General features: G+C 41.5%; 20 protein-coding genes. 12 read left to right on the forward strand and 8 right to left on the reverse strand.

Features of this window, described 5'->3' with window-relative positions:
• Window positions 1-1,078 precede the first annotated feature (1,078 nt).
• Window positions 1,079-1,189: a PetM family cytochrome b6-f complex subunit 7 gene (locus tag HEQ19_09250; protein WYM03328.1), complete on the reverse strand. Its 111-nt coding sequence runs from the start codon at window positions 1,187-1,189 to the stop codon at window positions 1,079-1,081.
• A gap of 632 nt (window positions 1,190-1,821) precedes the next feature.
• On the opposite strand from HEQ19_09250, the gene pdxA reads away from it, so the two are divergent.
• Window positions 1,822-2,862, forward strand: coding sequence for a 4-hydroxythreonine-4-phosphate dehydrogenase PdxA (gene pdxA / locus HEQ19_09255; GenBank protein WYL99686.1), 1,041 nt, complete (start codon window positions 1,822-1,824; stop codon window positions 2,860-2,862).
• 119 nt (window positions 2,863-2,981) lie between these two features.
• Here pdxA and HEQ19_09260 read toward each other — a convergent pair whose 3' ends face one another.
• Window positions 2,982-3,698 carry a response regulator transcription factor gene (locus HEQ19_09260; GenBank protein WYL99687.1) on the reverse strand — a complete coding sequence of 239 codons (717 nt, stop codon included), beginning with the start codon at window positions 3,696-3,698 and terminating at the stop codon, window positions 2,982-2,984.
• A gap of 1,233 nt (window positions 3,699-4,931) precedes the next feature.
• On the opposite strand from HEQ19_09260, the gene HEQ19_09265 reads away from it, so the two are divergent.
• Together HEQ19_09265 and HEQ19_09270 are read left to right on the forward strand one after the other, a co-directional pair.
• On the forward strand, window positions 4,932-7,253 hold the full coding sequence (locus HEQ19_09265; GenBank protein WYL99688.1) for an NACHT domain-containing NTPase: 2,322 nt from the start codon (window positions 4,932-4,934) through the stop codon (window positions 7,251-7,253).
• Window positions 7,254-7,547: 294 nt separating this feature from the next.
• A complete protein-coding gene (locus HEQ19_09270) occupies window positions 7,548-7,994 on the forward strand; it encodes a rhodanese-like domain-containing protein (protein WYL99689.1) in 447 nt (148 codons plus the stop codon).
• 560 nt (window positions 7,995-8,554) lie between these two features.
• On the opposite strand, the gene HEQ19_09275 is transcribed toward HEQ19_09270, so the two are convergent.
• Together HEQ19_09275 and HEQ19_09280 are read right to left on the reverse strand one after the other, a co-directional pair.
• Window positions 8,555-9,184, reverse strand: coding sequence for a ribonuclease H-like domain-containing protein (locus HEQ19_09275; GenBank protein ID WYL99690.1), 630 nt, complete (start codon window positions 9,182-9,184; stop codon window positions 8,555-8,557).
• A gap of 145 nt (window positions 9,185-9,329) precedes the next feature.
• The gene (locus HEQ19_09280; protein ID WYL99691.1) at window positions 9,330-9,878 is read right to left on the reverse strand and encodes a CAP domain-containing protein; all 549 of its coding nucleotides are present in this window, start codon (window positions 9,876-9,878) and stop codon (window positions 9,330-9,332) included.
• A gap of 946 nt (window positions 9,879-10,824) precedes the next feature.
• Here HEQ19_09280 and HEQ19_09285 point away from each other — a divergent pair.
• Entirely contained in the window at window positions 10,825-11,301 is a 477-nt protein-coding gene (locus HEQ19_09285) for a hypothetical protein (GenBank protein WYL99692.1), read from the forward strand.
• Between the two features lie 183 nt (window positions 11,302-11,484).
• Here the strand turns inward: HEQ19_09285 and trpB are convergent, their stop codons facing one another.
• Window positions 11,485-12,726 (reverse strand): tryptophan synthase subunit beta, encoded by a 1,242-nt coding sequence (trpB, locus tag HEQ19_09290; protein ID WYL99693.1) that lies wholly within the window; start codon window positions 12,724-12,726, stop codon window positions 11,485-11,487.
• A 91-nt stretch (window positions 12,727-12,817) separates the two neighbouring features.
• Here trpB and HEQ19_09295 point away from each other — a divergent pair, with 91 nt between their 5' ends.
• From HEQ19_09295 to HEQ19_09305, 3 genes are all read left to right on the forward strand, one after another.
• The gene (locus HEQ19_09295) at window positions 12,818-13,162 is read left to right on the forward strand and encodes a translation initiation factor (protein WYL99694.1); all 345 of its coding nucleotides are present in this window, start codon (window positions 12,818-12,820) and stop codon (window positions 13,160-13,162) included.
• A 353-nt stretch (window positions 13,163-13,515) separates the two neighbouring features.
• Window positions 13,516-13,674 carry a YqaE/Pmp3 family membrane protein gene (locus HEQ19_09300; protein ID WYL99695.1) on the forward strand — a complete coding sequence of 53 codons (159 nt, stop codon included), beginning with the start codon at window positions 13,516-13,518 and terminating at the stop codon, window positions 13,672-13,674.
• A 530-nt stretch (window positions 13,675-14,204) separates the two neighbouring features.
• Window positions 14,205-14,756, forward strand: coding sequence for a hypothetical protein (locus HEQ19_09305; GenBank protein WYL99696.2), 552 nt, complete (start codon window positions 14,205-14,207; stop codon window positions 14,754-14,756).
• On the opposite strand, the gene HEQ19_09310 is transcribed toward HEQ19_09305, so the two are convergent.
• From HEQ19_09310 to HEQ19_09320, 3 genes are all read right to left on the reverse strand, one after another.
• Window positions 14,739-16,142, reverse strand: a complete 1,404-nt coding sequence (locus tag HEQ19_09310; protein ID WYM03329.2) for an AAA-like domain-containing protein — start codon at window positions 16,140-16,142, stop codon at window positions 14,739-14,741. The genes HEQ19_09305 and HEQ19_09310 overlap by 18 nt on opposite strands.
• A 231-nt stretch (window positions 16,143-16,373) precedes the next feature.
• Window positions 16,374-17,417: a serine/threonine-protein kinase gene (locus tag HEQ19_09315; protein ID WYL99697.1), complete on the reverse strand. Its 1,044-nt coding sequence runs from the start codon at window positions 17,415-17,417 to the stop codon at window positions 16,374-16,376.
• 74 nt (window positions 17,418-17,491) lie between these two features.
• The gene (locus HEQ19_09320) at window positions 17,492-18,397 is read right to left on the reverse strand and encodes an alpha/beta fold hydrolase (protein ID WYL99698.1); all 906 of its coding nucleotides are present in this window, start codon (window positions 18,395-18,397) and stop codon (window positions 17,492-17,494) included.
• 107 nt (window positions 18,398-18,504) lie between these two features.
• Between HEQ19_09320 and HEQ19_09325 the strand changes: the two genes are divergently transcribed.
• From HEQ19_09325 to HEQ19_30795, 5 genes are all read left to right on the forward strand, one after another.
• Window positions 18,505-18,714, forward strand: coding sequence for a hypothetical protein (locus HEQ19_09325; GenBank protein ID WZI67152.1), 210 nt, complete (start codon window positions 18,505-18,507; stop codon window positions 18,712-18,714).
• Window positions 18,715-18,974: 260 nt separating this feature from the next.
• Window positions 18,975-19,196: a hypothetical protein gene (locus HEQ19_09330; protein WZI67153.1), complete on the forward strand. Its 222-nt coding sequence runs from the start codon at window positions 18,975-18,977 to the stop codon at window positions 19,194-19,196.
• A gap of 98 nt (window positions 19,197-19,294) precedes the next feature.
• Window positions 19,295-20,212, forward strand: coding sequence for a histone deacetylase (locus HEQ19_09335; GenBank protein ID WYL99699.1), 918 nt, complete (start codon window positions 19,295-19,297; stop codon window positions 20,210-20,212).
• A gap of 242 nt (window positions 20,213-20,454) precedes the next feature.
• Window positions 20,455-24,945, forward strand: coding sequence for a translation initiation factor IF-2 N-terminal domain-containing protein (locus HEQ19_09340; protein ID WYL99700.1), 4,491 nt, complete (start codon window positions 20,455-20,457; stop codon window positions 24,943-24,945).
• Window positions 24,908-26,752: a hypothetical protein gene (locus HEQ19_30795; protein WZI67154.1), complete on the forward strand. Its 1,845-nt coding sequence runs from the start codon at window positions 24,908-24,910 to the stop codon at window positions 26,750-26,752. The genes HEQ19_09340 and HEQ19_30795 overlap by 38 nt, the downstream gene beginning before the upstream one ends.
• Window positions 26,753-26,791 lie beyond the last annotated feature (39 nt).

A 26,791-nucleotide genomic window follows, 5' to 3' on the forward strand; every position in this document is an offset into this window, starting at 1 on the left:
CTTATCAGAATAGCCTAGTAAACAAAAGTTTACATTATTTTTTATAAAAAAGCCTTGATTTAAAGAGCAATTGGTGAAAATGCTATTGTCGGGGTGAGTGAGGAGTGGGTAGGGGCGCAATACTGCGTAGGTTTTGGAATTTCTTGGTTGAGGCAAGCTCTTGGAGCAGGGGGAGGCAGGGGAAGCAGGGGAAGAGTTTTGCCTCCCCTGCCTCCCCTGCCTCCCCTGTAAATCCTACGCAGTATTGGGTAGGGGCGGGTTATTGACACTCTCAGGTCTAAAGACACTGAGATTCTACAAACAGAGTAAAACTCTCGCTACGACCGTCAAACGCCGTCTACCTAGTCACTCTAAGTCAAGCTTAGGTTTCTAGCTACTTTTATTTTTTCCAATGCTTTGGTGAATCCATCACTAAGCCAAGACGCGGTACGCTCCGCAACAAGCCTTTATTTGCTCTTTCCTGTCATACTGCGCCAGGACTTAAACCTAACCGTTGTTTCATAGGAGCCGGGATTTCTCCGATACTAGGATGCTTCAACACGTAGATGTTTTTTGTTCTTACTCACGATCTAATTTTAACACAAATACCACTGCGACTGAAGTCGCTCGTGCCGCTGACCACGAGCGGTCTGAAGACGCTGAGTTTCCCGCATCCCGCGTATTCCTATGAGTAAATCTGTTGGTAGACTATATTGAACGCACCCCAACAATAAAGGCAATATAGTTGGGGAAACTTTGCGCTAAAAATAGCGTTACCAGAAAAACTGGCGTTCTCAGTGTGTCGTTGGAACTTTTGCCTACGTTGGCGAAGCCTGCGCTCCGCGCATACACTCTAGTAAAAATGTTAGTAATATTAGGAACAAAACTAATAATTACTAATATAAAAATGGTCGTGTCTCCAGGTTTTGCCTTTTACCGTACCAACTGTATTGTACCACTTACCCTGGGTTGCGCTAACCCTACCTAAACTTCGTTATAGGTAGGGACTGCGCTCAACATTTTTGTTCAAAATCAACCCGCCCGTACAGGAGTTGGGCGTTGGGCGTTGGGCGTTGGGAGTTACTGCTCAACAGAAAGATTATTCTTCTGCTTCTGCGCCCTGAATTTTCAGTAACAACGCGCCTAGACCCCAACCCACGAAGATTAAACCGAAGGACAATAGAGCCGCATTGAAAATTTCGCCACCCATTGGTGTAATTCTCCTTAGCAAAGAGTTAATTTGACACTTTCGACTGGTGAAGTACTCCGGCTTGCTTCGCTGAAGCCGGAGCTTCAAAAGAAACAACCATCATCGTTTCGCGTCTCGTTCGCCGTTGCTCTGTTGGGCGTACTCATTACTGAGTACCCGGAACCAAATCCGGTCTAAGTCTTACACAGCGTCTCTGGTATTTCTACCTTTATCTTCTCAAGAGAGAACCCGCGCAGCTATCCGCCTTCCGCAGACAGTTTGATTACTTTTCGTCTTACTCGCCTTGGATTTACGACAATGGTCAACCAGCTAGGTTTTCAGCTTCCCCGATCTCTGCCGAGTACATACTTTATACCCCAAGGGTGGCCTCTTAGTCATTCGGGTGGGTCAACAACCATCAATATTGTCTCACAAACATTGACGATTCCTCAACCATCCCGATCTCTAATCAACCAGGCGGTTGATGTCGGCTCAAGATGTTTTCGTCATCGTCCACTGTGCATCCCCACCTTACTTCGTTGAAGGTGGGGACTTCCGTGATTTCGTTAAACTAGTTTGGTGGCGAATCCTAGTGCTGGAGATGGGGGATGGGGAGACAACGGACAACTGATAATTGACAAACGACAAAGTATATGTATCAGATAAATCAGATAAATCGCCCACGTTTGGCGTTGACAATGGGAGATCCTGCGGGGATAGGGCCAGAGGTGATTTTAAAGGCGTTAGCAGATCCAGAAGTTGGTAAGATCTGTGACCTGACGGTGGTAGGAAATTTAGATTTGCTGGTAGAGAGTTATCACAAACTGGGGAATCTAGCACCTTTAGCAAATCCAGCCGAGTTGTGTGTGATTGATGTGGCGTTGAAGGGGAAGATTCAAGATGAAATTATCACAGGGATTGGTAATGCGGCGAGTGGTGCGGCCAGTTTTGCTTATATCGAAGATGCGATCGCCCAGACACTGGCTGGTAAATTTGATGGTATTGTCACAGGTCCAATTGCTAAATCAGCTTGGAAAGCCGCAGGATACAATTATCCAGGGCAAACGGAACTTTTGGCTGAAAATTCTGGTGTTGATCGCTTTGGGATGTTATTTGTAGCGCGATCGCCCTATACTGGTTGGACATTGCGGACAATACTTGCTACGACACATATTCCTTTATGTCAAGTAGCTGATACGCTGACACCAGAGTTGCTGACCAAGAAACTAGATTTATTGGTGGAGTGTTTAGAGAAAGATTTTGGGATTGAGAATGGGAGAATTGCGATCGCGGGTTTAAATCCCCACAGTGGGGAACAAGGACAACTGGGAACAGAAGAAATTGATTGGTTAATTCCTTGGTTAGAGCAAGAGCGTCAAAATCGCCCACAATTACAGTTAGATGGGCCAATTCCGCCAGATACAATGTGGGTTAAACCAGGCATGGCTTGGTATGGAAATGCTCAGAGCAAAAATCCTGCTGATGCTTATTTAGCACTTTACCACGACCAAGGTTTAATTCCTGTGAAGTTGATGGCGTTTGACCGTGCGGTTAATACTTCTATTGGTCTTCCGTTTGTGAGAACTTCACCAGATCATGGGACAGCTTTTGATATTGCGGGTCAGGGAATTGCTGATGCTACAAGTATGAAAGCAGCGATCAAGTTGGCGATTGAGTTGGTGAATCGGAGGTGATATTTTCTACCACCACCGTCAATAAAACGAACGCCAGAAATTTATTACGTAGCATAGGTGAACGAATCGCACCCCACGGATTTATCCCAGGGGTTCCAACTTACCAATTTGTCGCCAGTTCAAGCTTTACTTTGGTTGGGTGGCTCAAACTTATAACCAAAGCCGCGAACAGTTTTAATATACTCTGGTACACTAGTATCGATTTCTAGCTTTTTGCGAAGCTGACCGATGTGTACGTCAACTACGCGCCCATCACCTACATAGTCGCAACCCCAAATTTTTTGAATTAATTGTGGGCGACTCCAAGCTTGGCCAGGATGGCTGGCTAAAAAGTGTAAAATATTAAACTCTAATGCAGTTAAATTCAGAGGCTGATTGTTCAGTGTCACTTCCCGACCCTCTGGATTGATGGCTAGCTGTTGGAAGACGAGGCGTTGTGCTGGTGAGGGGTTGATACTGCGAATACGCCGCAACAGGGCTTGTACTCGCACTTCTACTTCCGCTAGACTAAATGGTTTAGTCATAAAGTCATCGGCGCCGGCGGCTATGATTCTGATTTTATCAGTTTCTTCAGTGCGACTAGTCAGTATCATCACTAATACATTAGTCCGACTTTGCATTTCCTGGCACAGTTCGTAGCCATTTGCATCTGGTAAATTCCAATCGAGAATTACTAACTCTGGATTGAATTGAGCAAACAACGATAGGGCTGTCTTACCATCGGGTGCAGACTCTATCTGATATTTTCGACTTAAAAAGCGATATATCAGATTTCGGACACCGAAGTCATCATCTACAATCAGAATTTTGGGAGTAGTAACGGGAACCATCACCATAACTTTCTAGCCTCATCATCAAATGCTTGAATATCGTAGTATTTGGCAATTAACCGTAGGAATAGCCATCCTTGGAATGTAGTTTCGTGAAGTCACAGAGTAAGCCACCTATTCTTTTCTTGTGTATTCTAATTTCCAACCTGGTAGACGATTGCACTACAACCCGTCCCACAATCGCCTAACCAGATGCGGGGTCTGGTTCAACCTGTGTAATCCAACGTATGACTACGTTAGACTACGTTTTTCAGGTATCCCTACTGTTGATTTGGCGATTTGCTGTTGCGATAGCTACGCTTAAGATTGCTCTTCGAGAAGCCCACCTTGGGGTACTAACACGGCTCTAGCTTTTTGTGTTAATGGATTCATCAGAGTCTTAGCGCCGTGGAAATCCCTGCATTCATGCATGGGGGTAATCTTGCCTTAAACGTAGTACTCGAAGTACTTAAGCTAGTCAGATTAGTGGATCTTTCAGAGCCGCCCGCCTTTAGGCGTGGGGTTTCTGACAGTAGCTTTCCCTAGGGTAGCTGCTTGTCGCCAGACATAGCCACTTTTTTATTTGGCTACACTTAATTTTCCATTAAATTTATATAAAGTACAGCTATGATGATGCTTGCAAAATGTATAACTTTAGTATATTTTTGGTATGATTTTATTTGAAAAATTGCCAATTTAAATCTCTAGGGTTAACAGCAGTGTAACTCCAGTGTATTTCTAGTAACCGCAAAAGGCTTGAATGTTAGAAAGACAGATATACAAGTACAAAGGCTCTCAAACAGACGGAGATTCACAAATATTGAAATATTTTTTACTGTATCTTAGCCAAAGGATTTACTCCATCAGGGAAAATACGGTAATTATAAAAAACTCCATCCCCTTGTGGGTGGAGTTTTAGGGCATAGGGAATAGGGCATGGGGCATGGCAAAGATGGGAGCAATGCCCAATGCCCAATCCCCTTGTGGTCGGGGTCAATCCAAAACTTGTACTGAGCGAAGTCGAAGTATCCAAAACTTGTACTGAGCGTTCGCGCAGCGTCCCGCTCTTAAGTCGTTGGCGTAGCCTCTGTCTGCGACACGCACTCGCGTTCGTAGAGAAGTATCCAAAATCCAAAATTGGTTGACCTTTGAGCCGGAAATTTATTTCATGGCTTTTAACTGAGCAGTATTACCACACTTCTGGTGGGGACGGACTCGCGTCCAGGAGGCTCTGATACTTGACGGGAGTGATTTGGAACTATGACAAGCCAAGGACTGAGAGCATCACCAGAAGGTATCAGGGTAGCAAAAACAGCTTTAACTGATAAAACCTGGAGTCAACAGAAATTAGCAACATCCTTAGGTATCACACGTCAGCCAGTTTCCAAGTTTTTCGCTGGTGAGCCAGTTTCCCGCAGTTGTTTTGTCCAAATTTGCCAAAAGCTAGGGTTATCTTGGCAAAAGGTTGCTGGTTTACCAGAAGATTTGGTATCTGTAGTAACTGCTAAAGTGCAGTCTAATACGGTTGATATAGATACACTGGTAGTGGAAATGCGCCAACAGCGTCAAGACAAAATCCAATATCAGTGCAGTACTATTCAAATGTTGGATATTGCCCAGCCTATTCCACTGATTGATATTTACACGAGTGTCAATGTATTAGAAGCCATCCCCAGCCAGCAATGGCGAGAAATTTCTGATCTGTTGAAGGACTTCAGTCGAGAATCTAACTATAACCGACTTCATGCTCTTAAGCATCAGAAAACTTTACCAGGGTTAGAAGTTGTGTCACGCACCTCGAAGTTGATGTTACTGGGGAAACCGGGATCTGGTAAAACGATATTTTTACAATATCTGGCGACTGAATGCAACAAAGGCCAATTTCAACCGCACCGAATAGTTGTTTTCATCAAGCTGAAAAAATTTGCTGAAGATACTCAAGATGAGAGTGATTTCAATCTATTTAACTACATCAGTCAAGAGTTTCTTTGTAGTGGAACTGAAGAGGAATCAACAAAAACTGTACTTACTCAAGGCAGAATGCTAATTTTATTAGATGGATTAGATGAAGTACCATTAGCAGATGCAGATAAGGTGACAAGGGAAATTCGCAGATTTACCGAAACTTATTACAAAAATTCCTTTGTGATTACTTGTAGAATAGGTGCCCAACAATATAAATTTCAGGAATTTACGGAATTTGAGATAGCAGATTTTCAGGACAAACAAGTTGAAAATTTTGCGAAAAATTGGTTTGTCGCCGTGGCTTTGAAATCTAGGGAAAATGCGGAAGCTACGGGGAATATGTTGATAAATCAGCTTAATTTACTAGAAAACCAGCCAATTCGAGAATTGACAGCCACTCCCATGCTACTGCATTTTATTTGCTTAGTGTTTCACGCAAAAAAACAAGCATTTCCGTCGAATATAGCTAAGTTCTATGAGCAGTTACTAAATATTCTATTGGTGCGATGGGATGAAGTCAGAGGTATTAAACGGGTAACTCTTAATGGTAGTTTAAGTGCTGCAAGTAAAAAAAAGCTACTTTATCAAATTGCTGCGATTACGTTTGAGCAAGGAGATTACTACTTTGAACAGGACAAAATTCAGGAACTGATGACTGACTATCTCATTACATTACCTGATATTACACTAGATAATCAATCATTACTAAAAACCATTGAGACCCAACATGGGTTATTGGTGGAAGAAGCACGGGGAATTTATTCTTTTTCACATTTGACTTTTCAAGAATATTTCATGGCTAAAAATATTGTAGAAAATTATCAATTCAAAGCGTGGAAAATTTTACTCTGTCATTTGACTGAAACGCGCTGGCATAATGTGTTTTTACTCACAGTTAACATGTTGCCAAATGCTGAGGAAATGTTCCGCTTAATGAAGCAAGAAATTGATTTACTAGTGGCTGTTGATCATCAAATACAAAATTTTCTGATTTGGGTACGTCAAAAATCAAATTCAGTTTCTACTCGCTACAAAATAGCAGCGATTCGGGCTTTTTATCTGGTCTGCGATCGCGCCTTTGCTCTTACTCCTAACTATAACCTTGAGTCTGCCCTTGTGGGGGACATAACCTTTGACCCAGATTTGGCTGTTGATGATTTGCTCGCCAGTACTCTGGTTTGTGTTGGGGAGCTTGGCCAGTCGTTTGAGTATACCCTGGATGATACCATTGTTCAGGATCATGCTCATGCTCTGGCCATTGCTTTGAACCAAACTCTGGAATTGGTTTTTGAACCAGAATTGCAGCAAGTACTGCAAAACCTGAAAGCACAATTACCAGATTTAAATCTCGCTCCCCAAAAATTGCGGCTATGGTGGGAAGCTAACGGCAAAGTCTGGGAGAAAAAATTAAGAGATGCACTAATTAATCATCGCAATATTGGTCACGATTGGCATTTCAATCAACAGCAGCAGGAATTGCTACTACAATATTACTATGTTAACAAATTATTGGTGGATTGCCTACATCGGGCTTCTGGGATAACTCCAGCGCTACGAGAGGAGATGGAGGAGACATTGTTGTTAGCGATCGCTGATATTGAAACAATAGCTAAGTAGTTCGCGGTAAATAAACTGTACTGGCTTTGGTCGTCATTTGTTAGAGTTTCGGGAATATTTGTTTTTGGTAATATGGTGCGGATTATTTCTATTGACATAGTTATATATGTCCAATGAGGTATTTTCTGAGGTGAAGAGATTTAAAATCCCTGATTTGCCAAAAAATAAATACTTAAATAACTCTGTCTATATCAAGAGATGATTTGAGAATATTCAACCCCAAGAAAGAGAAATTTAAGTGGTATTGTTTGCTAACTTGCTGTTAAGTGCAAACAGCAAGTAGGAAAAATAGTGATGAATAATAATCGATTAGGTGGTATCATTCCTTCAGAACCACCTGTAAACCCACAATCTGATGTTCATGTTCTCAAGTCTCGTTTAGAATGGGGTGAACCAGCTTTGACAATCCTAGATGTGAGCGATCGCAGAACTTATAACCAAGGTCACATCATGGGAGCAATGCCGATGCCAATAGATGAATTGGTAGACTGTGCTGCATCATCTTTGGAAAAAGTCCGTGATATTTACGTTTACGCTGCAACTGAAACACAAACTGCTCAAGCTGCACAATTGCTGCGTTCTGCTGGTTTTAAACATGTATCTCAACTCCAAGGCGGTCTTACTGCATGGAAGGCTATTGGAGGACAGACGGAAGGCATTATTGAATCCAGAATTCCCCCTGGTTTAGCTGAATATAATGTGGTATCTCGGATACAAGAACATTTTGAACAAAAATGTTGAGCGCAGTCCCTACCTATAACGAAGTTTAGGTAGGGTTACCGAAACCCAGGGTACGTGCTACAATACAGTTGGTACGGTAAAAGGCAAAACCTGGAGACACGACCATTTTTATATTAGTAATTATTAGTTTTGTTCCTAATATTACTAACATTTTTACTAGAGTGTATGCGCGGAGCGCAGGCTTCGCCAACGTAGGCAAAAGTTCCAACGACACACTGAGAACGCCAGTTTTTCTGGTAACGCTATTTTTAGCGCAAAGTTTCCCCAACTATATTGCCTTTATTGTTGGGGTGCGTTCAAACCCAGAACAAACAGGTATAGTTTAAGGGTCAAGAGTCAAGAGCCAACTATTGCAGTAAAAGGATAGTAGGGGCGCAAGTCCTTGCGCCCCTACCCTGTTGTATATTTACCTGAAAATGGCTGTAATATCATGTCCGGTTATATGACCGTAATAAAATATTCTGTAGAGACGTTACATGTAACGTCTCTACATTGCGGGTATTATGGGTAAGCTCCCGGACATGATATAAATAGATATTCTTCCAGTGGTTCGGGAGTAATTAGTGTTCAAATAAATCTTTAAATTGCAATAAATCTAAAGATACTATCGTCGGCAAAACTTGAAAGCATTCTTGAGCTAGTTCCCAACGTTCTTCGCGTTGGAGCATGGCTGTGAGTTTTTGCTGTACGCTGAGTAAGTAACGCACATCATTGGCGGCGTAACTCAATTGAGCTTCAGATAAATTAGCTGCGTTACCCCAATCGGAACTTTGAGAGCTTTTATCTAGTTCTACTTGTTCCAACTCTTGCACTACATCCTTAAGTCCGTGACGATTGGTGTAAGTCCGGGCTAATTTACTAGCGATCTTGGTACAAAAAATTGGACTAACTGTAATACCCAAATTGTAACGCAAAGTAGCAACATCGAAACGCGCAAAGTGAAATACTTTGAGGACATTGGCTGCTTCCAAGAGTGTTTTTAAGTTTGGCGCTGCGGTTTGTCCTTTATTGATGCGAATTGCAGTTACCTTCCCTTCCTGGTTGGACAGCTGAACCAGACACAAGCGATCGCGCTGTGGTAGTAATCCCATAGTTTCGGTATCGACGGCGATCGCAACGGATTCTAAATACTCGGATAAAGCCGCGTCACTCAGGTCGCCATCGCTCACAAGAAAATCGTCTAATGTCATAAATAATAAGAAAATAAATGCAGTGTCTACAAGACAAACGTCTGATCAGACACTACATTATAAATTAGGGACTGCCAAAAAAATCTTCCATCGCCACAGGCAAGAGTCAAGAGCCTAGAGTCAAGAGTTGTTAGGACTGACAACACTATCTAGTGTGTAAAAAAATTTGCGTCAGGTAGACTTCGCCTTGCTTATTGGCTGCAACACCAATTCCTGTGAGATTATACTTACCTTTAATGTTCTCTAAATGTCCCGGACTGTTTAGCCAACCTGTAACAGCTTGGGCTGCAGGATTGCTATATCCTTGATTAAAAGCCACATTTTCCGCCGCACTGCTGTAGATAATGGGGATGGAAGTAACTCGCCGTTCAAATCCTTGATGGCTGAACGGGACTTTACCATTAGCCATATTTTGACTATGAATCCTTGCCTGGCGAGTGATACTGGTATTGATCGTCAACTTTCCTAGCCCTTTAGAAACCCGATATCGATTAATTTGCTCAAATACTGATTTTTCTAGAGCAGTAGTATTAAAAGTAGTAGTAGATGTTGCCACTTGAGAAGAAAGATTCGATAAGGGCTGATTATGGGTGGATTTTTTCCCAGAGGTGTGACCGGGGAAAGGTAAAGTTGTGAATCCACTGGCAAGGACAAGCGTACTTAAAGCGAGGCCAAAAGCAGTTTGTCGGAACATGAAGAATTACGCTGTCTATATAGATATAAGACCTATACTCTAACTTATTGTTCCTATAATATATACCACGATACTATTAAGGATTTTTGACATCCTCACCGTGGCTTTAGCCCTTTAGACCTATCCCTGGGTTTACAGCAATTTTCAGGTAAATAGACCACGCGGTAGGGGCGCAAGGCCTTGCGCCCCTACGAGTATCCGTGGTTCAAATCGATGAAAATTGCTGTAATACCCCGCCCCCTTGTGGGCTGTTGTTACTTGTTTTACCACTAACTACTGACAAATGACAAAAACTCCACCCACACCGACAAGGGGATGGAGTTTTTTATTTGCAAGTCCTTTAACTAAATTTAATTTTTCTTGTTGATGTTTTATACATAGTAATACCTTGTATTTGTTAGTATATATTTATCATGAGTAAGTAAAGTTATACAAAAGCCAAAAGGTCTATATAGCAAGTTATAGTAATCGCCAAGGTGGTTAGGACGTTCTCAATTGCTGAAACTCTTGATGTCATTCCCCTCTTCCCCTAACCCCTAGTCCCCCGATTTCAAAGTCTTATACAATACCACTAAAACGCTGACACATGTAGGAGCGAGTGGGGGCACGGCAATGCCGTGCCCCTACAGCTGGTATCATATCGTGTGGATTTAGGGGTATCTAAAAATTTATCCGGCTAAACAAATAGTTTGAAATCGCGGGACTAGTCCCTAGCTATAATTCGCTAACTCTGTTTCCTAAGTATATCTGAGTCCAGATAAGTTCGCCGGCCTAGCTGTGAATTACGCTTCGATTCGCGAAAGAAATATTCAGCCTTAACTAGATTTTCGGTTCGGATGCTAGACGCACCCTTAATAGTACTGCTAACAACTCAAGTGAATTGCTTGCAGTGAGTTTTGTATTGCTGATAAATTACCAATGATAGTAATTAGGAGAAAAACCAGATATGAATATCAAACAAACTGTTTCGATTGGACTTTTAACACTGGGAATTGGATTTTTTGGGATGAAGTCAGTAGATGCTCAATCTCCAGTAACTCAACAGCCTTCATCATTTACCATTGCCCAACTGACAGAGGCTAGTTCTCCTATTTATGGAACCTACAAACTACAGTACAGCGTTAATGGGATTATTCATGAGAGTATTCTCAGAATGAGGGGATATTCAGGAATCATGAGAACCCGCTATTTCAATCCTCAAAGACGTAAGACTGTTGTTGTAGACCAAACAATGGAATTAAAGTCTTCATCTAGTGGATTAATATTGTTAGGATCTAATCCTGTGTATGCTGGTACTACTATTCCAGCGGAATATAGCGCGGATAATTTTTTATTTCAAATACGTCCTGATGGCACATTGGTAGTTTTTACTTGTGATGATGCGAAGCAATGTTCGCCTGTAGATTTAGAAGTCATCCGCTAATGGATTGAAAATATGAACTACCTCTAGCTGGCTCCTAAGCTAGAGGTTTCTGCATCCCCTAACTCGTTATTTAGGAATGTCAGATTTAAAGAATGGTGCGTGACGCCAAAAGTCTTGTAACTGCGTATAATATTTATTTATCGCAGCGTCACGCACCCTACAAATGGAACTTTTTAAGTAAATTTACGCGGGATTGAGAAACTTGGCTACAGTTTGTACATCCTTATCACCACGTCCGGAGCAGTTAATGACAATCCGGGGACTACCGCTAAGTTGAGGACAGAGAGTTTCCAGGTAGGCGATCGCATGAGATGTTTCTAGTGCGGGGATAATCCCTTCTAACTGGGATAATCGCTGGAATGCTGCCAATGCTTCTGCATCCGTTACACTATAATATTCAGCGCGAGCGGTATCTTTCAAATAGCTGTGTTCTGGCCCTACTCCCGGATAATCTAACCCGGCACTAATTGAGTGTGCCTCAATTATTTGTCCATCATCATCTTGGAGAAGATAGCTCATGGCTCCGTGTAATACACCAATTTGACCTTTTGTCAAGGTGGCAGCGTGTTTGTTGGTATTTACACCTTCTCCTGCTGCTTCGACGCCAATTAACCGCACAGATGGCTCATTGATAAACTCATAGAATAGCCCCATCGCATTGGAACCACCGCCCACACAGGCCATGAGAATATCTGGTAAACCACCCCACTTTTCGATAGCTTGGGCGCGGGTTTCTTGCCCAATGACGGCATGGAAATCACGTACCATCATTGGGTAAGGATGGGGTCCGGCTACTGAACCGAGGATGTAGTGAGTGGTTTCGACATTTGTCACCCAATCGCGGATGGCTTCGGAGGTTGCATCTTTGAGGGTTCCGCTTCCCGCAGACACTGGACGCACTTCGGCACCCATCAGCCGCATTCTAAAGACATTCAACGATTGGCGTTCCATGTCGTGAACGCCCATGTAAATTATACATTCTAGCCCAAAACGAGCGCAAACGGTTGCGGTAGCAACGCCATGTTGTCCGGCACCAGTTTCGGCTATAATTCTGCGTTTACCCATGCGCTTCGCCAACAATACCTGACCAAGGGCATTATTAATTTTATGAGCGCCAGTATGATTTAAATCTTCACGCTTTAAGTAAATTTGCGCTCCAGTGCCATCGGGGCGGGCATAATGAGCGGTGAGACGTTCGGCAAAGTACAACGGCGTGGTACGTCCCACATAATCACGCAATAACTGTTGTAGTTCCGAGAGAAACCCAGGGTCATTGCGGTATTGCTGGTAAGCGGTTTCTAGTTCTGCTAAAGCGGGCATTAACGTTTCGGGAACATACTTACCGCCAAAGCGTCCAAAGCGTCCTAGGATATCAGGAACACTTGTAGTGAGTTGAGATTTGGGTGTTAGAGGAGTAGTAGTCACAGATTGGCTAAAATGAGACAACAGAGTTTATTTTAATTTTAGAGGCGATCGCTACTCTCCTAGGTGTTAATTCTCCCATACTTAAACATTTATGTCTAGTTCCAATTCCCAGCCCGACAAACGCATCATTTACCGCGAATTTGGTGACGACAACTCTCCAGCCTTGGAACGAGCAACTCCCGATTTACCCCCCCAGCAACAAAACCTGAGAGTACAAGCTACCCGTTCTGGACGCAAAGGTAAAACTGTGACGGTGATTACTGGATTTCAAACCAAACCAGAAACTTTAGCAGATTTAGTCAAACAGTTAAAAACCCAATGTGGTTCTGGTGGCACCGTCAAAGATAATGAAATTGAAATCCAAGGCGAACATAAGCAGAAAATTCTCGAAATTTTGACCAAGCTTGGTTATAAAGCAAAAATCAGTGGTGGTTAGATATGTAGGTCGCCTATTGAACCATACATACTGGCTTTGTTCGTCATTTGTCATTTGTCATTTGTCATTTGTCATTTGTCATTTGTCATTGGGAAGCATTTCAGGGATATTTACGTTTCCTAATATAGTTTTGTTTTTTCTCGCGGACTTATACTAATTTGAAAAAAGAATGGGACACATGGGTTAGGGGCGCAAGGCCTTGCGCCCCTACAGACAGCAATCAGCAGTCAGCAGTCAACCGTTAACCGTTAACAATATTTCTGAGTTATCTTGGAGATGTCGAAACTTATTTTAGCATTTGTGAATCATTTAAGTCCAAGGCTACTGATTTTGAGATTAATAAGGAGGCTGCAATGGATTTAGTTCGGATTCTGGCTGCCATTTTTTTACCGCCACTGGGTGTATTTTTGCAAGTAGGTTTTGGTCTAGACTTTTGGATTAATATACTTTTGACGCTTTGCGGTTATATTCCTGGGATTGTTCACGCAGTTTGGGTAATTGCCAGAAAGTAATTATAGCGTTTTTCAAGTAAATAGAGCCGTAGGGGATACGGCAATGCGGTGTCCCCTATGAATATTGGATAATTTATTTTTTGGTATTCCCTAATGCACCACCTAACAGCACTGTAATCATGGATACATTTGCCTGTGAAAGAGGATGATTTGTGACTTTTGTAATGAGGTAATCTTTTTTGCAGCGGTGTTTCGAGTTATTTTCTCACAAGAGAAAGTAAAGGATACTTGAAATTGCCCTGTTGGTTGTGTTAAATTTGCCCAGATTTATCCTATTTACCCCAGATAAACCTCGTCTAACTTGAGATCTATAGTTGTTTAGCAAATTTTGGCGCTTGCTTGCTACGTCGGAATGACACAAGACATAATTCAAAACTCCAGGTTTCAACATAGACGAGGTTTACCTGAATCTTTTTGCGTAATCTGACCGTAGCGATCGCATTTTCAGCAAGAATTGACCTTCTCGTATTCCTCACCTGCTAATTAAGTTTTTATTGAGGTAATTAATGGATATGAAAAGTGAGAATGAGGTGCGTATAGTTATTGAATCACTCCTAGGAGAATCGACTATTCGCCAATATTGTCTAGGTGTTTTAGCAGATTATATAGACTATGCGAATGAATTGGGTAGTTCTATATGGTCTGTGACGCTGAATCCGGTTTTTATCACTTTGAATGTTGGGAAAATTCCAGTATATAGAATTTGGAAATCAAAACTGTATTTTGTTTTTGATATCGAAGATTTGACAATTAGAGAGCTAAATCAAATCAAGCAAAAGGCTTTGAAAACTGATATCTATCACTTTCCACTGTTGAGTAGCGTGATGGATATTGAAATAGAAGATCATAAAATATTGGAAATTTTACCGTTAGTTAACAAATTATATAGATCTGCTATTCAAAAAGCTGCTACCACAATTAATCATAATCAGCGAGTTTCATCCTATATATCCCATTCCCATAGTCTGGTGAATTATCTGCAAACTGCTTTAGTTAGAGATATTCCCCATCCAGATTACTCAGAAGATTGGATGCATTTTCTCAACAGTATTCCCAGATTTAATCTAGGAATAAGCGGATAACTCTTGAGCAGTATTTTCTTTAGCTAACTGTTGGCGAAAATAAAGGCGATACAATTCGCAGCTGAATGATGCTTGATCACCATCAAGATGGATTAATCCCATACTTTCTAGCTTATAAGCGGCGATCGCGTCTAGTATTACACTAGTACCAGCAGTCACAATTTGTTGCAGATCTGACACCAATTTTGATTCACCTTGGAGTAAAGTTAGGTGTTCCCGGAGATGCTGAGTATAAATCCCCGATGGCGTCGGTGCAGTTTGTAATAATTGTTCTAAGGTGATCTCACCCCGGTGCAGATGATAAAATGCCAGGTTGACCAGATAGGGATGTCCACCTACCATTGCATATAGGGGTGCGAGACGTTGCGCTCCTGCTTCACCCACTGTCCAATCAAGTCCATAACGCTGTGCTAAATCCTGCACCTGTTTTTGGGTAAAACGGGGCACCAAAACTGCTAGTCCGACATTAAAAGGGGATTGGTTGAGTTTGAGGGGAATATAGATTTCTGTTGTGTGTACTACCACCAAGCGTAGTTTTTGCCAGATTTGATTCTGCTTGGCTATTTCGTGCCAAAATCGCAGCATTGGTAAGAAGTCTTGGGCAATATTGGGATGTTCAAACACCCGGTTAACTTCATTCAAAACTAAGACTATGGGACGCTCAATTTGGTTTAGCAACCACGCCTCAAAATAGATTTTGCAGCTCACCTTGCTACCCATTTCTGTATCCCAGTAATCATCTAGTTTCATCACCAGATTCAACTGTCTACTGACATTAGCACAGAACCAACGCAAAAATTTATCCAGGGAGGTAAAAACAGCTTCCTCAGCTTCCTGAAAGTCCAAATTGACAACGTGATAAGCCTGTAACCTAGCATGAGAAATTATGCGATTAAGTAGGGAACTTTTACCCATTTTTTTCGGTGCTTTGATGCGAATCAAGCATCCGGGTTGCTTAATTTCTGTACATACGAGTTCTTCAATGGGGGGGCGATTGATATATAAAGGTGAATCTAGGGGTACAGGGGACCCAGGAAAGTTAATCGCAGTTATGGGTGAGTTGCAAAACAGCCATTCTGTTTTGGAGTCTTGTTTGAATTCCTGCTGGCTGTTGTTTTCATCTAAACTGATTTTACTCTGCTGATAATTGTTCCAGAATATATGTAAATTTTTTTTCGTTACTTTCTCGCCAATTGCAGATGAAAGGTCTTGCCACAACTGAGAGCCAATTTCTTTAATATAATCGCTACCATAGCCAGATTGTTTTGCCATTTCGCTGTAAGTCTGTCCTAGCCACGATTGACGTAATACAAATCGCTCAATAGAACCGAGTTGCTTGGGTTGCAACATTTGTTCTACAGCTTCCAGAACTTCATCAACGTTCATGCTGGGGTAATTATAAGTAGAAGTAGATAGAAAAATAAACTAAGAATATAGTACATCTAAGGTTGGCACTCCGCACGCCTAAAGGCGGGGGATTTTTGGTTCACAGTCCAATCGTAACCCTACAGGATTTCTGCAATGGAACTAGAGGATCGAACTGAACGGTGTTATGGATGTCCCTCCGATCCGTGGGTCTGGAGGGATAGCCGACTTTCTATGAATATCTGTTTTAGTTTATCGTTTTTCGCCGCCATTTAAGCGTGATTTATAACCCTGACTTGCTGGAATTTCCTGAAACTGGTTAATTAGCCTACCCTGTTGAGAAAACAACAAAATTGTTCCGGCTATAGCTAATATACCTACAGATGTAAGTCCTAGCATAGCGGCTGTTGTTCGCAATTTCATAACGCTGACTAAACTTTCTATCCCTGTGTCAGCACCTAAAACATAAATAGGTTTAAGTGCTGACAATGCAACTTCAGCATTAGGATAGCGACGTTTGCGTTTGTGTTCCACCATTTTCATCAACCATGAGCCAAAACGGGGACTGATTTGGGGGACTAATTCCTGGAAATTGAACCGATATTTATCATCAATTAATTTACCTATATCAACAGGACGGGTACGAGTGAGTAAGCAAATTAGTGTTGCGCCTAAACTATACAAATCTGAGGTATCATCGAGGGGATAACCTAGTAATTCCTCTGGTGGCATAAAACCTGGTGTTCCATCGGCAAAGCTGCTGAGAGTCATGCTTGCACCCTTAACCCGTGCTAAACCAAAATCAACCAAATAAGCATTGAGTTGTTGATCAACTAAAATGTTTTCTGGTTTAATATCGCGATGAATTATGGGAGGAATTCGTTGTTGCAGATACACCAAAATTTCTAACATTGACACAGCAATTTGTTTGATTTCTTCAGGATGAAAGCAGCGTTTAGACCCTAAAGATGGAGCTTTTTTATATTCCAGAACCAAATAAAAACCCGCCGATGTTTCAAAAGAATCTACATAGCGGGGAATTCGGGAATGATTCAGTTGTTGGAGAATTTCAATTTCCCATTCATAAGCTTTTAAACCTGACAAGTCAGGGCTGAGATTGGCAAAAAGGAACTCTTTAATTACTACTTGTTGGTCGTACTTGAGGGAATTCGCCAGATAAGTAATGCGTCCCGCTTCCCGATTGCGTCCTAATTCTTTGATAACTTGATAGCCTAAGTCGGAAAAATCGGGATACTTACTTAAGGAAAAATTTCCTTTTTGGACATCAAGTTCCATAGATGTTTACTACCTGATTTTGTCAAGGGAAGATTCAGAAAAAATCAGAGACACTCACCCAAATTGTGTAACAGTCAATAGTTAACTGTTGACTGTAGCGCTAGCCAATCTACAATCTGGGCATTGACAAGATCTGGAACTTCATCATGGGGACAATGACCGGCGTTGGGAATGGGAATAATCTTGATGTCTTTGCCATTCTCACGCGCCTCTTCGTAAATCTTAGCCCCAGTAATCGGTGTCCAGGGGTCGTCAGCGCCCCAAATTACCAATAAAGGACGTTCTAACTTAGGTAATAGTTCCTGGGGACTAGGACCTGGAGGCGCCGAAAGGATGGAGGCGAAAACTTCTTGCGCCCCTGGGTCGCAAGACGGAGTATAAAGTAAATCGACTAATTCGTCGGTGACGGCTTGGCGATTGCGGTAAACTTGGTATAAAGTACGGCGTATCTGTGATTTTTGGCGGATGCGGTTAAAGATGAATTTGCCTGTGATGGGCGATCGCACTACTCGATTAAAAGCTCCCATAACGATGCGTAGCACTGGGTTTAATTCATGGGGACGATGGCTTAACCCTCCGGCTGAGTTAATTAACACACCACCAACTGCAATTTCTGGATGTTCCGTAAGTACCATCAAGCTGATTAGTGCGCCGATGGAATTACCGATAAATACCGCTCTTTCTTGGATATGTTCTTGCCAAAAATCCTTAAGCAATTCTACCCAGACTTCTATGGTGTAATTAATCGGCGCTTTTTGGGAACCACCAAAACCCAACAAATCTAAGGCGAACACTCGATACCCAGCAGCGGCTAAAACCGGGATATTTTTCCGCCAATGTCCAATCGAAGCCCCAAAGCCATGAACCAGTACCAGCGGGCGCCCTGTACCCTTGACAGTGTACTGAATTTTATAGCCTTGCCAAGTCCAAAAGTATTTTTCTGGGGTAGTTGTTGCTAACGGTTGTGTAGTTCCAGTCATTATTAAGATTTATAAAGTATTGTTTATATGATAATGCCTCTGACCAGCAATAATTCTCGAAAAAATGCTATTTTTGAACCAATGCCAAGTGATAGGGAAAAATCGCCATGTTAACAACTTCTATCAGCTTGCAGTTAGAGCCTGGTCAAAAAGTTACCCTACAGCCTGTTTCTTGGGAAGGGTTTGAAGAGATTTTGGCTGATTTAGGAGAAAGACGCTCATCTCGAATTGCTTATGCTAATGGAATTCTGGAAATTATGGCTCCACTACCAGAGCATGAACGATCAAAAGTGGCTCTTCCGTACTTAGCGTGCTGAATTTATTAAATAATCAGCTTGAAACCCTTGCAGAGCTAAGATAATAGCCACTATTTTCTGTATTTTATATCATATTGCTAAAAATTAAATTATGAACGCCTGTAAGCCTTACTTTTAAAGCAAATTTATAAACTTTAATTAATAATTAAGCACGCTAAGTACGCAAGAACCGGATAGCTCAATTATGTGAGCAATATGGAATTCAATTTGTAGAAACCGAAGAAAGCTACACTTCACAAACATCGTTTCTAGATAATGATGTGCTACCTAAGTTCGGTGAAAAACCTGATAGGTGGCACTCCAGTGGTCAGCGAGTTGTGCGTGGATTGTTCAAGACAGCAAAAAATCTTTTAATTAATGCTGATTGTAATGGTGCTGCAAATGTTGCACGTAAAGTAGCGGCGACTCTAGGCAAAGACCTAGCAGGAGTCAGTAGAGGCGCTTTGAGTACGCCTTTAAGGGTTCATTTTTGGACTCCTTAAGAATCCCCCGGATTTATCCGTGGGGAGTTTCAAAGACTCATTGGATATCTGAAAATCTCTTGACACACTTGGTGCCAAAGTGGTTAACAATAAATAATATGGATCTGCCAATTATTTACCACCCAGATTATATTGCGCCACTACCTCCAGGTCATCGCTTCCCGATGCCTAAATTCAGGCTACTCTATGAATTGCTGTTGGCTGATGGAGTCGCGCAAAGCGAACAATTCCATACCCCAGAACGTCCACCGCTAGAGTTAATCGAGTTAATTCACACCGCAGATTATGTTAAAGCTTACTGTGAGGGTATCCTAGACCCCAAAGCACAGCGCCGTATTGGACTACCTTGGAGTCCGGCACTAGCGAATCGTACTTGTGTAGCGGTTGGTGGTACGATACTTACTGCCAAGCTAGCTTTAAATCAAGGTTTAGCTTGTAATACTGCTGGTGGTACTCATCATGCTTTTCCTGGTCATGGGTCTGGTTTTTGTATTTTCAACGATTTAGCGATCGCATCCCGCGTTTTACAAAAACTCGGACTTGTCCAAAAAATCCTGATTGTGGATTTGGATGTCCATCAAGGGGATGGTACTGCTTTTATTTTTCAAGACGATGAAAGTGTTTTTACCTTCTCTATGCACTGCGAAATTAATTTTCCCGGTACCAAACAAAAAAGCGATTTGGATGTTCCCCTCACAGCAGGAATGGAAGATGATGCCTATTTGCAAACTTTGGACAAATATTTACCAGATTTATTATCTTATGTCAAGCCAGATTTAATTTTTTATGATGCGGGTGTGGACCCCCATATAGGCGATCGCCTGGGAAAATTAGCTTTAACTGATACTGGCATTTTTCGTCGAGAAATGCAGGTTTTAAGTACCTGTGTTAGCGCTGGTTATCCTGTAGCTTGCGTGATTGGTGGGGGTTATGCTGATGATATGAAATCTCTTGTTTGGCGCCATTCTTTAGTACATCGAGCAGCGAGTGAAGTTTATCGACAATATAGATTGTAACTTGGTTTGTAGTCAGCAATTTAGTGCTTTCAAAAGCGATAACTATAATTTTCTTCCTTTGCGCCTTAGCGCCTTTGCGTGAGCTAAAAATTATTTCGTTAATCTTGTAGCTCACGCATTCTCTACGAGACGCTGCGCGAACGCAAAGCGTCTGTCTTCGACACGCTCCGCGAACGAAGAGAAGGCGCAAAGTAAAGACCGATTCGGGAGTAAATCAGGAAACCTCTGTGGGACAGGAAAGCGTGGAAAAGAAAACTAAAGTCAGAATCTACGATTTAGCAAACGAATTAAAATTGGATAGCAAAAAGCTATTAGCAATTTGCGATAAACTCAATATTACCGCCAAAGTTCCAACCAGTACAATCACAGAATCTGATGCAGAACGTATTCGGAAGGCGGTAAATAAATTAATTGCTGCTAAAACCAATTCTTCAAAAAATAAGACAAGTTCGGAAGATTGGAGTTATGTATTTGTCGCTGCGACTGTTGATAGTTTTCTGCGCCATCTTGAAGGTGAGGATGTCCTAAAATTATATCCTGAATCTTGGGAACGCCGAGAACGTGCCAATGAGTTAATGTTTGAATGTGTTGGTCTACAGTCTTGTTTATTTTATGTCCGTCGCAAGGGTGCTGGTAGAGATGCGGGAGAACAAATTTGGGATTTAACAATCGCCACGGATCATGATAATTTTCAATTACCAGCAAGATTGCAGAAGCTAGGTAAAACTTTAGGATTTATCGCGGCTGTTCAAAAAGATGGTTACGGCGGTTTAAAGTTACTTTCGGCGCAATTGCTACCACTCGCACGGGGACAAGGCGATGCTTACTCCATACCTTATCGCTTGCGTTTACTGCCTAATCATAAGCATCAAATTGGCATTCCGTCAGCGACATTGGTGCGTATAGCAACTATACCAGTTTGTGGCGACCATGTGCCTACAGAAGATCAACTAAAAGCTTGGAAAGCGTTTTTGCAGGTTGAGGAAAAAATCGCTAAGGCGCGGCAATTTTGTGTAGCTTATATAGATTATGATCATAGTTCGCGAAGACGGATTAATTTTGTAATTAATCTCGCCTCAGCCACCCTTGACGGCGCTAAGGATAATTCCTTGGATGTAGACAATTTCTGGGAACGGGTAAAACGGGCGAGAAATGACGAAATTAAGTTATTTGAAACTAATCCTATCGGCAAAAATTGGTATAGTGGTCGTCAACTAGGGTCTATTGAAGAGGTTGACGCGAAACGTAATATTATTGGTGTCAGGCTAGAACGGGATTTAGCGGAACACATAACTTCGGAACGTTATCAGCTACCAGAGAACGGATTTTTATTTTTCCAAGCTGTTGGTGACATTCAGCAGATTCAGCGGAAGAAAAAAGCTTTGGAAGATTTGAATAATGGCCGCACCCAAAATCCTTATTTGGGTAACTTTTTATTTGATGCTTCTCAAGCAAGACCTATTAAACAAACTGTGGAACTTCAACCACAAGATTTATTATTATCCTCGGCGAATCCTGGTCAGAAAGCAGCAGTCGAAACGGTACTTTCAGCTAAAGATCTTGTCCTCATCCAGGGTCCACCAGGAACTGGAAAAACTACTGTAATTGCTGAGATTTGCTATCAAGTTGCATTGCGGGGTGGACGTACATTAATCGCTTCCCAAGCAAATTTAGCAGTTGATAACGCCCTCAGTCGATTAGTTCACAATCCTGTAATTCGCGCTATCCGCAAAGGACGAGCCGAAAAAGTTGGGGATGAAGGACAACCTTTTTTAGAAGACCAAGTGATTGGTACATGGTTACAAAATACCGCTACTGACTGCGAAAACAATCTCACCCAACGCCGCGAAAATGTAGAAATTTTTCGTCAATTGCTGGCGTCGTTACCAAGATTTACAACTTACGTCACCGCAGAGGAAGAATTCCATCAGCAACAAGAGGAATTCAAACAGGGTAAAACCAAGATAGAGGCAAACTACCACAAGCAAGAAGTAGCATATCAGGAAAATGTCGCCAAAACAAGCGAGGTGGAATTCTTGATTTCAGGTTTGGAAAACTTGTTAAATTCTCCAGCAAATATCAACTGGGAATCTCCAGAAGTTACAAATTTTTTACCTCTGCTTAAGCCTTACACAGAAGGTAATACTTCTGTACAAACCTTTATCGCCAATGTGCGTACAGCCATCAACTATTCTGATCAACTCGGCTTTGTTCGTCCTGGTTATGGTGCATTTGGCTTGGCTATTTGGTTGCGTGAGACTTTAGGTGTTGAATTATCTGAATTGAAACCAGTTTTGAGTTATGCGAATGATGCGACTTTAGCTATGTCAGAAGTCGCAGCATCGGTACAGGTTTTCAAACAGCATTCTACCTATTTGCAAAAATTACAAACTGATTATCAGCAATTGAGTCATCAGCAGCAAAATCTCCAGCCAACTCTCCAAATTTGGGAGAATCGCCAACGAGAAATTGATTATATCATCGCCGCTGTTACTGAATGGAAATCTACAGCGGTTTCCCATCTTTACCAAGTATTGAAATCTTGTCAGCAATCAGGACAAGCATTAACAGAAAATCTGGTAGAATTACCACTGGGTTTGTTGATGTTTGCTCAGAAATTAAAAATCTCAATAGTCCCAAAAGACTATAATTTAAATTTACCAGACTGGGGGTTATTGACAAAGGCAATATCTTATGAGGTAGAGGGTGGGTTTAGTGACAGACGGGGGAATAAATATACTTTTAGCTATTTTGTTCAGCAAAATTTGAGTCAAATTCCCATAGTGCTATCAAAAAGCGATCGCACCCAATGGCAAGAATTTTATCAGCAATTTCAAAATTATCAGCTACTCACCCAAAATCAGCGAAAATTGCTGGTTGAAAATATCCAGTTTTTTCTAGTGAGAATCCAACAGACCTATAATGCATCATGGAAACCAAATAATATTGATGCGACTCTCACCCGTGTTACCCAAGAATTACTAGATATCATCCTAGCAAATGCACGTAAATGTGTCGCCAAAGTCAAAGCTGAAACCGAACAACAGCTTCAACATCTGCAAAAGCAATTAAATCAACTCCCTAAAAATGATATTACCCTAGAGCAAATATCTGAAATTCAACAGCAGGTAGAAATCGCCAGTCAAGATGCTAACTCGAAACTGGAAGGAGTGATGAATATTTTACGACAGCTTCACCAACAAAAATTACCTGCTCAATTACAGATTTTAGTTGAGAAATACCTCACCAAGCAATCAAATATCTGGGAACAGCCTGAAGAATTATCCCAGCAAGTCAATTCATGGTCAAGTAGCATCATTCATCTGGAAACTTTAATTTCAGGTTTAGATTCCTTGGCGATTTTGGAGATGATTAAAACTGCTTTGACTGAATATCTTTCACAGCTAAATGAAGAAACCGCAACATCTCTACAGAAACTCGATAAATTGCGACTTAAGTTAAGTGACACAAAAAACAACTCATCATCTGAAATCTCAGCCAATTTAATTGCAGAAAGAAGCTGGTGGGAAACATTATGGCAAATAATTCCTGATAAATTTAAGCCAAAAATTAATTCCACAGACTTGTTTAACCTAGATTTATTACAGAATTTACAGACTCAGTTTGGATCTTGGGAACAGGAACTCAAAAATCATGAAACTTACCTCAACCGATATCAGAAATTTATCCAAGATTGGAGCGATAAATTACGCAATCCCTCAGAACGCGATCGCCACGATTTAAGGCGTATTTATTTAGATAATGCTAACGTCATCGGTATCACCTGCGTTCAAGCAGCTAGTAAAGATTTCTCCGAAGAATTCAATTACTTTGATGTCGTCATTATTGATGAAGTCAGCAAATGCACTCCACCAGAATTACTCATCCCAGCTTTGAAAGGTAAAAAGTTGGTCATGGTCGGCGATCATCGACAATTACCACCCATGCTTGACACTAGCACTATCGAAGAAGTAGCGCAAGAAATGGCGAGTACAAAAGCCGAATTACAATTTTTAGAAGATTCACTTTTCAAAAGTCAGTTTGAAACCGCTGATGATAGCATCAAGCAAATGCTAACTACCCAATATCGGATGCATCCCTATATTATGGGGGCAATAAACCAGTTTTATGATGGTAAATTAGAATGTGGCATTTTGCAACCGGATACCAAACGCGCACATCATCTATCAGGAGACATAATTAAACCAGACCACCATCTAATCTGGGTAAAAATTCCCCAGCAAAATCAATTTCAAGAACAACGGGAAGGAACTTCCTTCGTGAATATTCCCGAAATTGATATAATCGAAAATATCTGTCAGCAGTTTGAGCAGACTTGGACTGCTAAAGTCGCTAATGGTGAACCAAAAAAAGAAATTGCTGTCATTACATTTTATGGCGCCCAACTCAGAAAAATCGATGAACGCCTACAATCGGAACTTTTCCCTTCCTTACAAATTCGTACTGGTACAGTTGACCGATTTCAAGGGATGGAAAGACCTGTGGTGATTGTGAGCATGGTACGCAATAATAGTAGAGGCGATGTTGGATTTGCTAAAAAGCCAGAACGAGTTAACGTTGCATTTTCCCGCGCCCAAGAACTGCTAATAATTGTAGGATGTCACGATTTATTTACCCATCAACCAGGTAAAATCGGTAATATGTATTCACAAGTTGCAAATATTGTCAGTCATCATGGAGGTTTCGTTGATATTTCTCGCGTCTACGGCTAAACCTATTGATGACCGTCTCCAAAATTTGGTAGACGAAATAGAAGCGCAAACTCCGGCTTTATCGGTTTTAGCAGGGCGTCAATTTCGCTATGGTTTACGTCAAACTCCCGTAGAAATAACGATCAAAGAACCCCGTCCCTTTAACGTACTCGAAGAATTTATCATCCGCGCCGGTATTGAACTAGAACCAGCACCAACAGCAGAGGAATTAGCCTCTGTACTTGGTCTTGATCCTATATTCGTGCGAAGTACCATTAAAATTCTCCAAGATTTACAAACTTTAGCAGCCAAATCACCAATTACAGTTACCACTGAAGGTCGTGCATTTTATGAGAAAGGTTCAGTCCAAAAACCGCCATACTCTAAACAAATTTATGCTATTTCCGACCCTTTAGGCGAAAAACTTACTTTTCAGACTGACCCCTTAAATGATGTAATATTAAACCAGCCTGATTTAGCCAGTTACGTAAATCTTAATCATATAGTAACTGATATTTCTACCTTATCACTTGAGGAAGTCAGAGAAATTATTCAAGCTACAGATTTAGCATTTCATGTACCAACCGCAGGAAAAATCGTCACTGGATATAAAGTAGTATCACCAGCGAAAATAATTTGGAAAGAAATCTCACTTTTCGTGATATTCGATAGAAACGAAGATAAAGTACGCCTCGAAATCAGAAATGGAAAACAAATTTTAGAATCAGCCTCAAATTTACTCGCAGCCCTACACGCTGATGGTAAACTATCCTTATCCGCCTTGTGTAAATCCTCGGATGAAACCATTAATTTAGAACTTGAGGCGATTCTCAACCATCAAAATCCAGAAATGGAAGCTAGAGTTCAAAAAATTCGCCAACTTGTGCTAGAATCCAGCACCAAAACTACTGGGAAAAAGCCGAATAAAACTTTAGCTGGTACAGCCTTAACATTATTACCGGGACAAATTAATCAAGTTTTATCAGAAGTTTTAAATTCCGCCAAACGTCAGGTTATTATCTATTCACCTTCCATAACTCAGTCCCTCAGAGAAGAAAAAATCTTAACTCTGCTAGCAGAATTAGCCAATCGAGGAGTGAAGATTTTAATTGGATATGGAATTTCACAGCTGCTTGAAGACGCAGAACGACCAATACCACCAGAATTAGAGACCAAAATTAGAGCGATAAAAACATCAGATGGCTTACCATCCGTACACCTTTGTTGGTTGGGAGATTCCCACGTCAAAGAAATAATAGTTGATCAAGAAATTTATCTTTGCGGTTCCCATAACTGGTTATCTTATCATGGCGAACACCTACCACAAGGCGAATCAGTTTATCAAGTCACAATTCCCCATGAAGTCCAAGAAGCTAATAAATTTCTCACCGACCGCTACCAAAATCACGCGCAGAAATTATGGGAAAATGCAGTAGAAAATCATGATGAGCAACTGGCTATAGAATCCTTGTGCGTCTGGGACGCCCTAGGTATGGAAGATATAGCACTCACAGCGATACAACAAAATAACTGGCTGGAACTTCTACCAGTGTGGTTAAATTTGATAGTCCAGGGACTAAAGTCGAAAAAAGTCCCAGATGATTCACCGAGTTTGACAATAGCATTGTCGATGCTCAGTCATATTTCTCCAGACTCAATTTATATTGAACCATTACGACAGGGGCTTTGTCAAGTTATCAGCGCGATCGCCAATAACAATCCCGATAACGCTGTAAACTTACTCACTGAGCCAATTAGACACGAGTTTTTGCGTCTCAACATCGCGCCAGAGGGAGATTTACTCGAATCCCAAGAAACAGAACTATGAGGATGTTGAATAATTTTCAGTATAGCACTTCCTATTCAG

The organism is Gloeotrichia echinulata CP02 (assembly GCA_038087035.1).
Taxonomy (GTDB): Bacteria; Cyanobacteriota; Cyanobacteriia; order Cyanobacteriales; family Nostocaceae; genus Gloeotrichia; species Gloeotrichia echinulata.

Bases quoted from the DNA above. Each gene is read 5' to 3' on its own strand.
- pdxA (WYL99686.1), top strand. From the start codon at position 1,822: ATGTATCAGATAAATCAGATAAATCGCCCACGTTTGGCGTTGACAATG.
- HEQ19_09265 (WYL99688.1), top strand. From the start codon at position 4,932: ATGACAAGCCAAGGACTGAGAGCATCACCAGAAGGTATCAGGGTAGCA.
- HEQ19_09320 (WYL99698.1), bottom strand. From the start codon at position 18,397: ATGACTGGAACTACACAACCGTTAGCAACAACTACCCCAGAAAAATAC.
- HEQ19_09325 (WZI67152.1), top strand. From the start codon at position 18,505: ATGTTAACAACTTCTATCAGCTTGCAGTTAGAGCCTGGTCAAAAAGTT.
- HEQ19_09250 (WYM03328.1), bottom strand. From the start codon at position 1,189: ATGGGTGGCGAAATTTTCAATGCGGCTCTATTGTCCTTCGGTTTAATC.
- HEQ19_09280 (WYL99691.1), bottom strand. From the start codon at position 9,878: ATGTTCCGACAAACTGCTTTTGGCCTCGCTTTAAGTACGCTTGTCCTT.
- HEQ19_09335 (WYL99699.1), top strand. From the start codon at position 19,295: ATGGATCTGCCAATTATTTACCACCCAGATTATATTGCGCCACTACCT.
- HEQ19_09260 (WYL99687.1), bottom strand. From the start codon at position 3,698: ATGGTGATGGTTCCCGTTACTACTCCCAAAATTCTGATTGTAGATGAT.
- HEQ19_09310 (WYM03329.2), bottom strand. From the start codon at position 16,142: ATGAACGTTGATGAAGTTCTGGAAGCTGTAGAACAAATGTTGCAACCC.
- HEQ19_30795 (WZI67154.1), top strand. From the start codon at position 24,908: ATGGAGGTTTCGTTGATATTTCTCGCGTCTACGGCTAAACCTATTGAT.
- HEQ19_09270 (WYL99689.1), top strand. From the start codon at position 7,548: ATGAATAATAATCGATTAGGTGGTATCATTCCTTCAGAACCACCTGTA.
- HEQ19_09275 (WYL99690.1), bottom strand. From the start codon at position 9,184: ATGACATTAGACGATTTTCTTGTGAGCGATGGCGACCTGAGTGACGCG.
- HEQ19_09285 (WYL99692.1), top strand. From the start codon at position 10,825: ATGAATATCAAACAAACTGTTTCGATTGGACTTTTAACACTGGGAATT.
- HEQ19_09300 (WYL99695.1), top strand. From the start codon at position 13,516: ATGGATTTAGTTCGGATTCTGGCTGCCATTTTTTTACCGCCACTGGGT.
- HEQ19_09295 (WYL99694.1), top strand. From the start codon at position 12,818: ATGTCTAGTTCCAATTCCCAGCCCGACAAACGCATCATTTACCGCGAA.
- HEQ19_09315 (WYL99697.1), bottom strand. From the start codon at position 17,417: ATGGAACTTGATGTCCAAAAAGGAAATTTTTCCTTAAGTAAGTATCCC.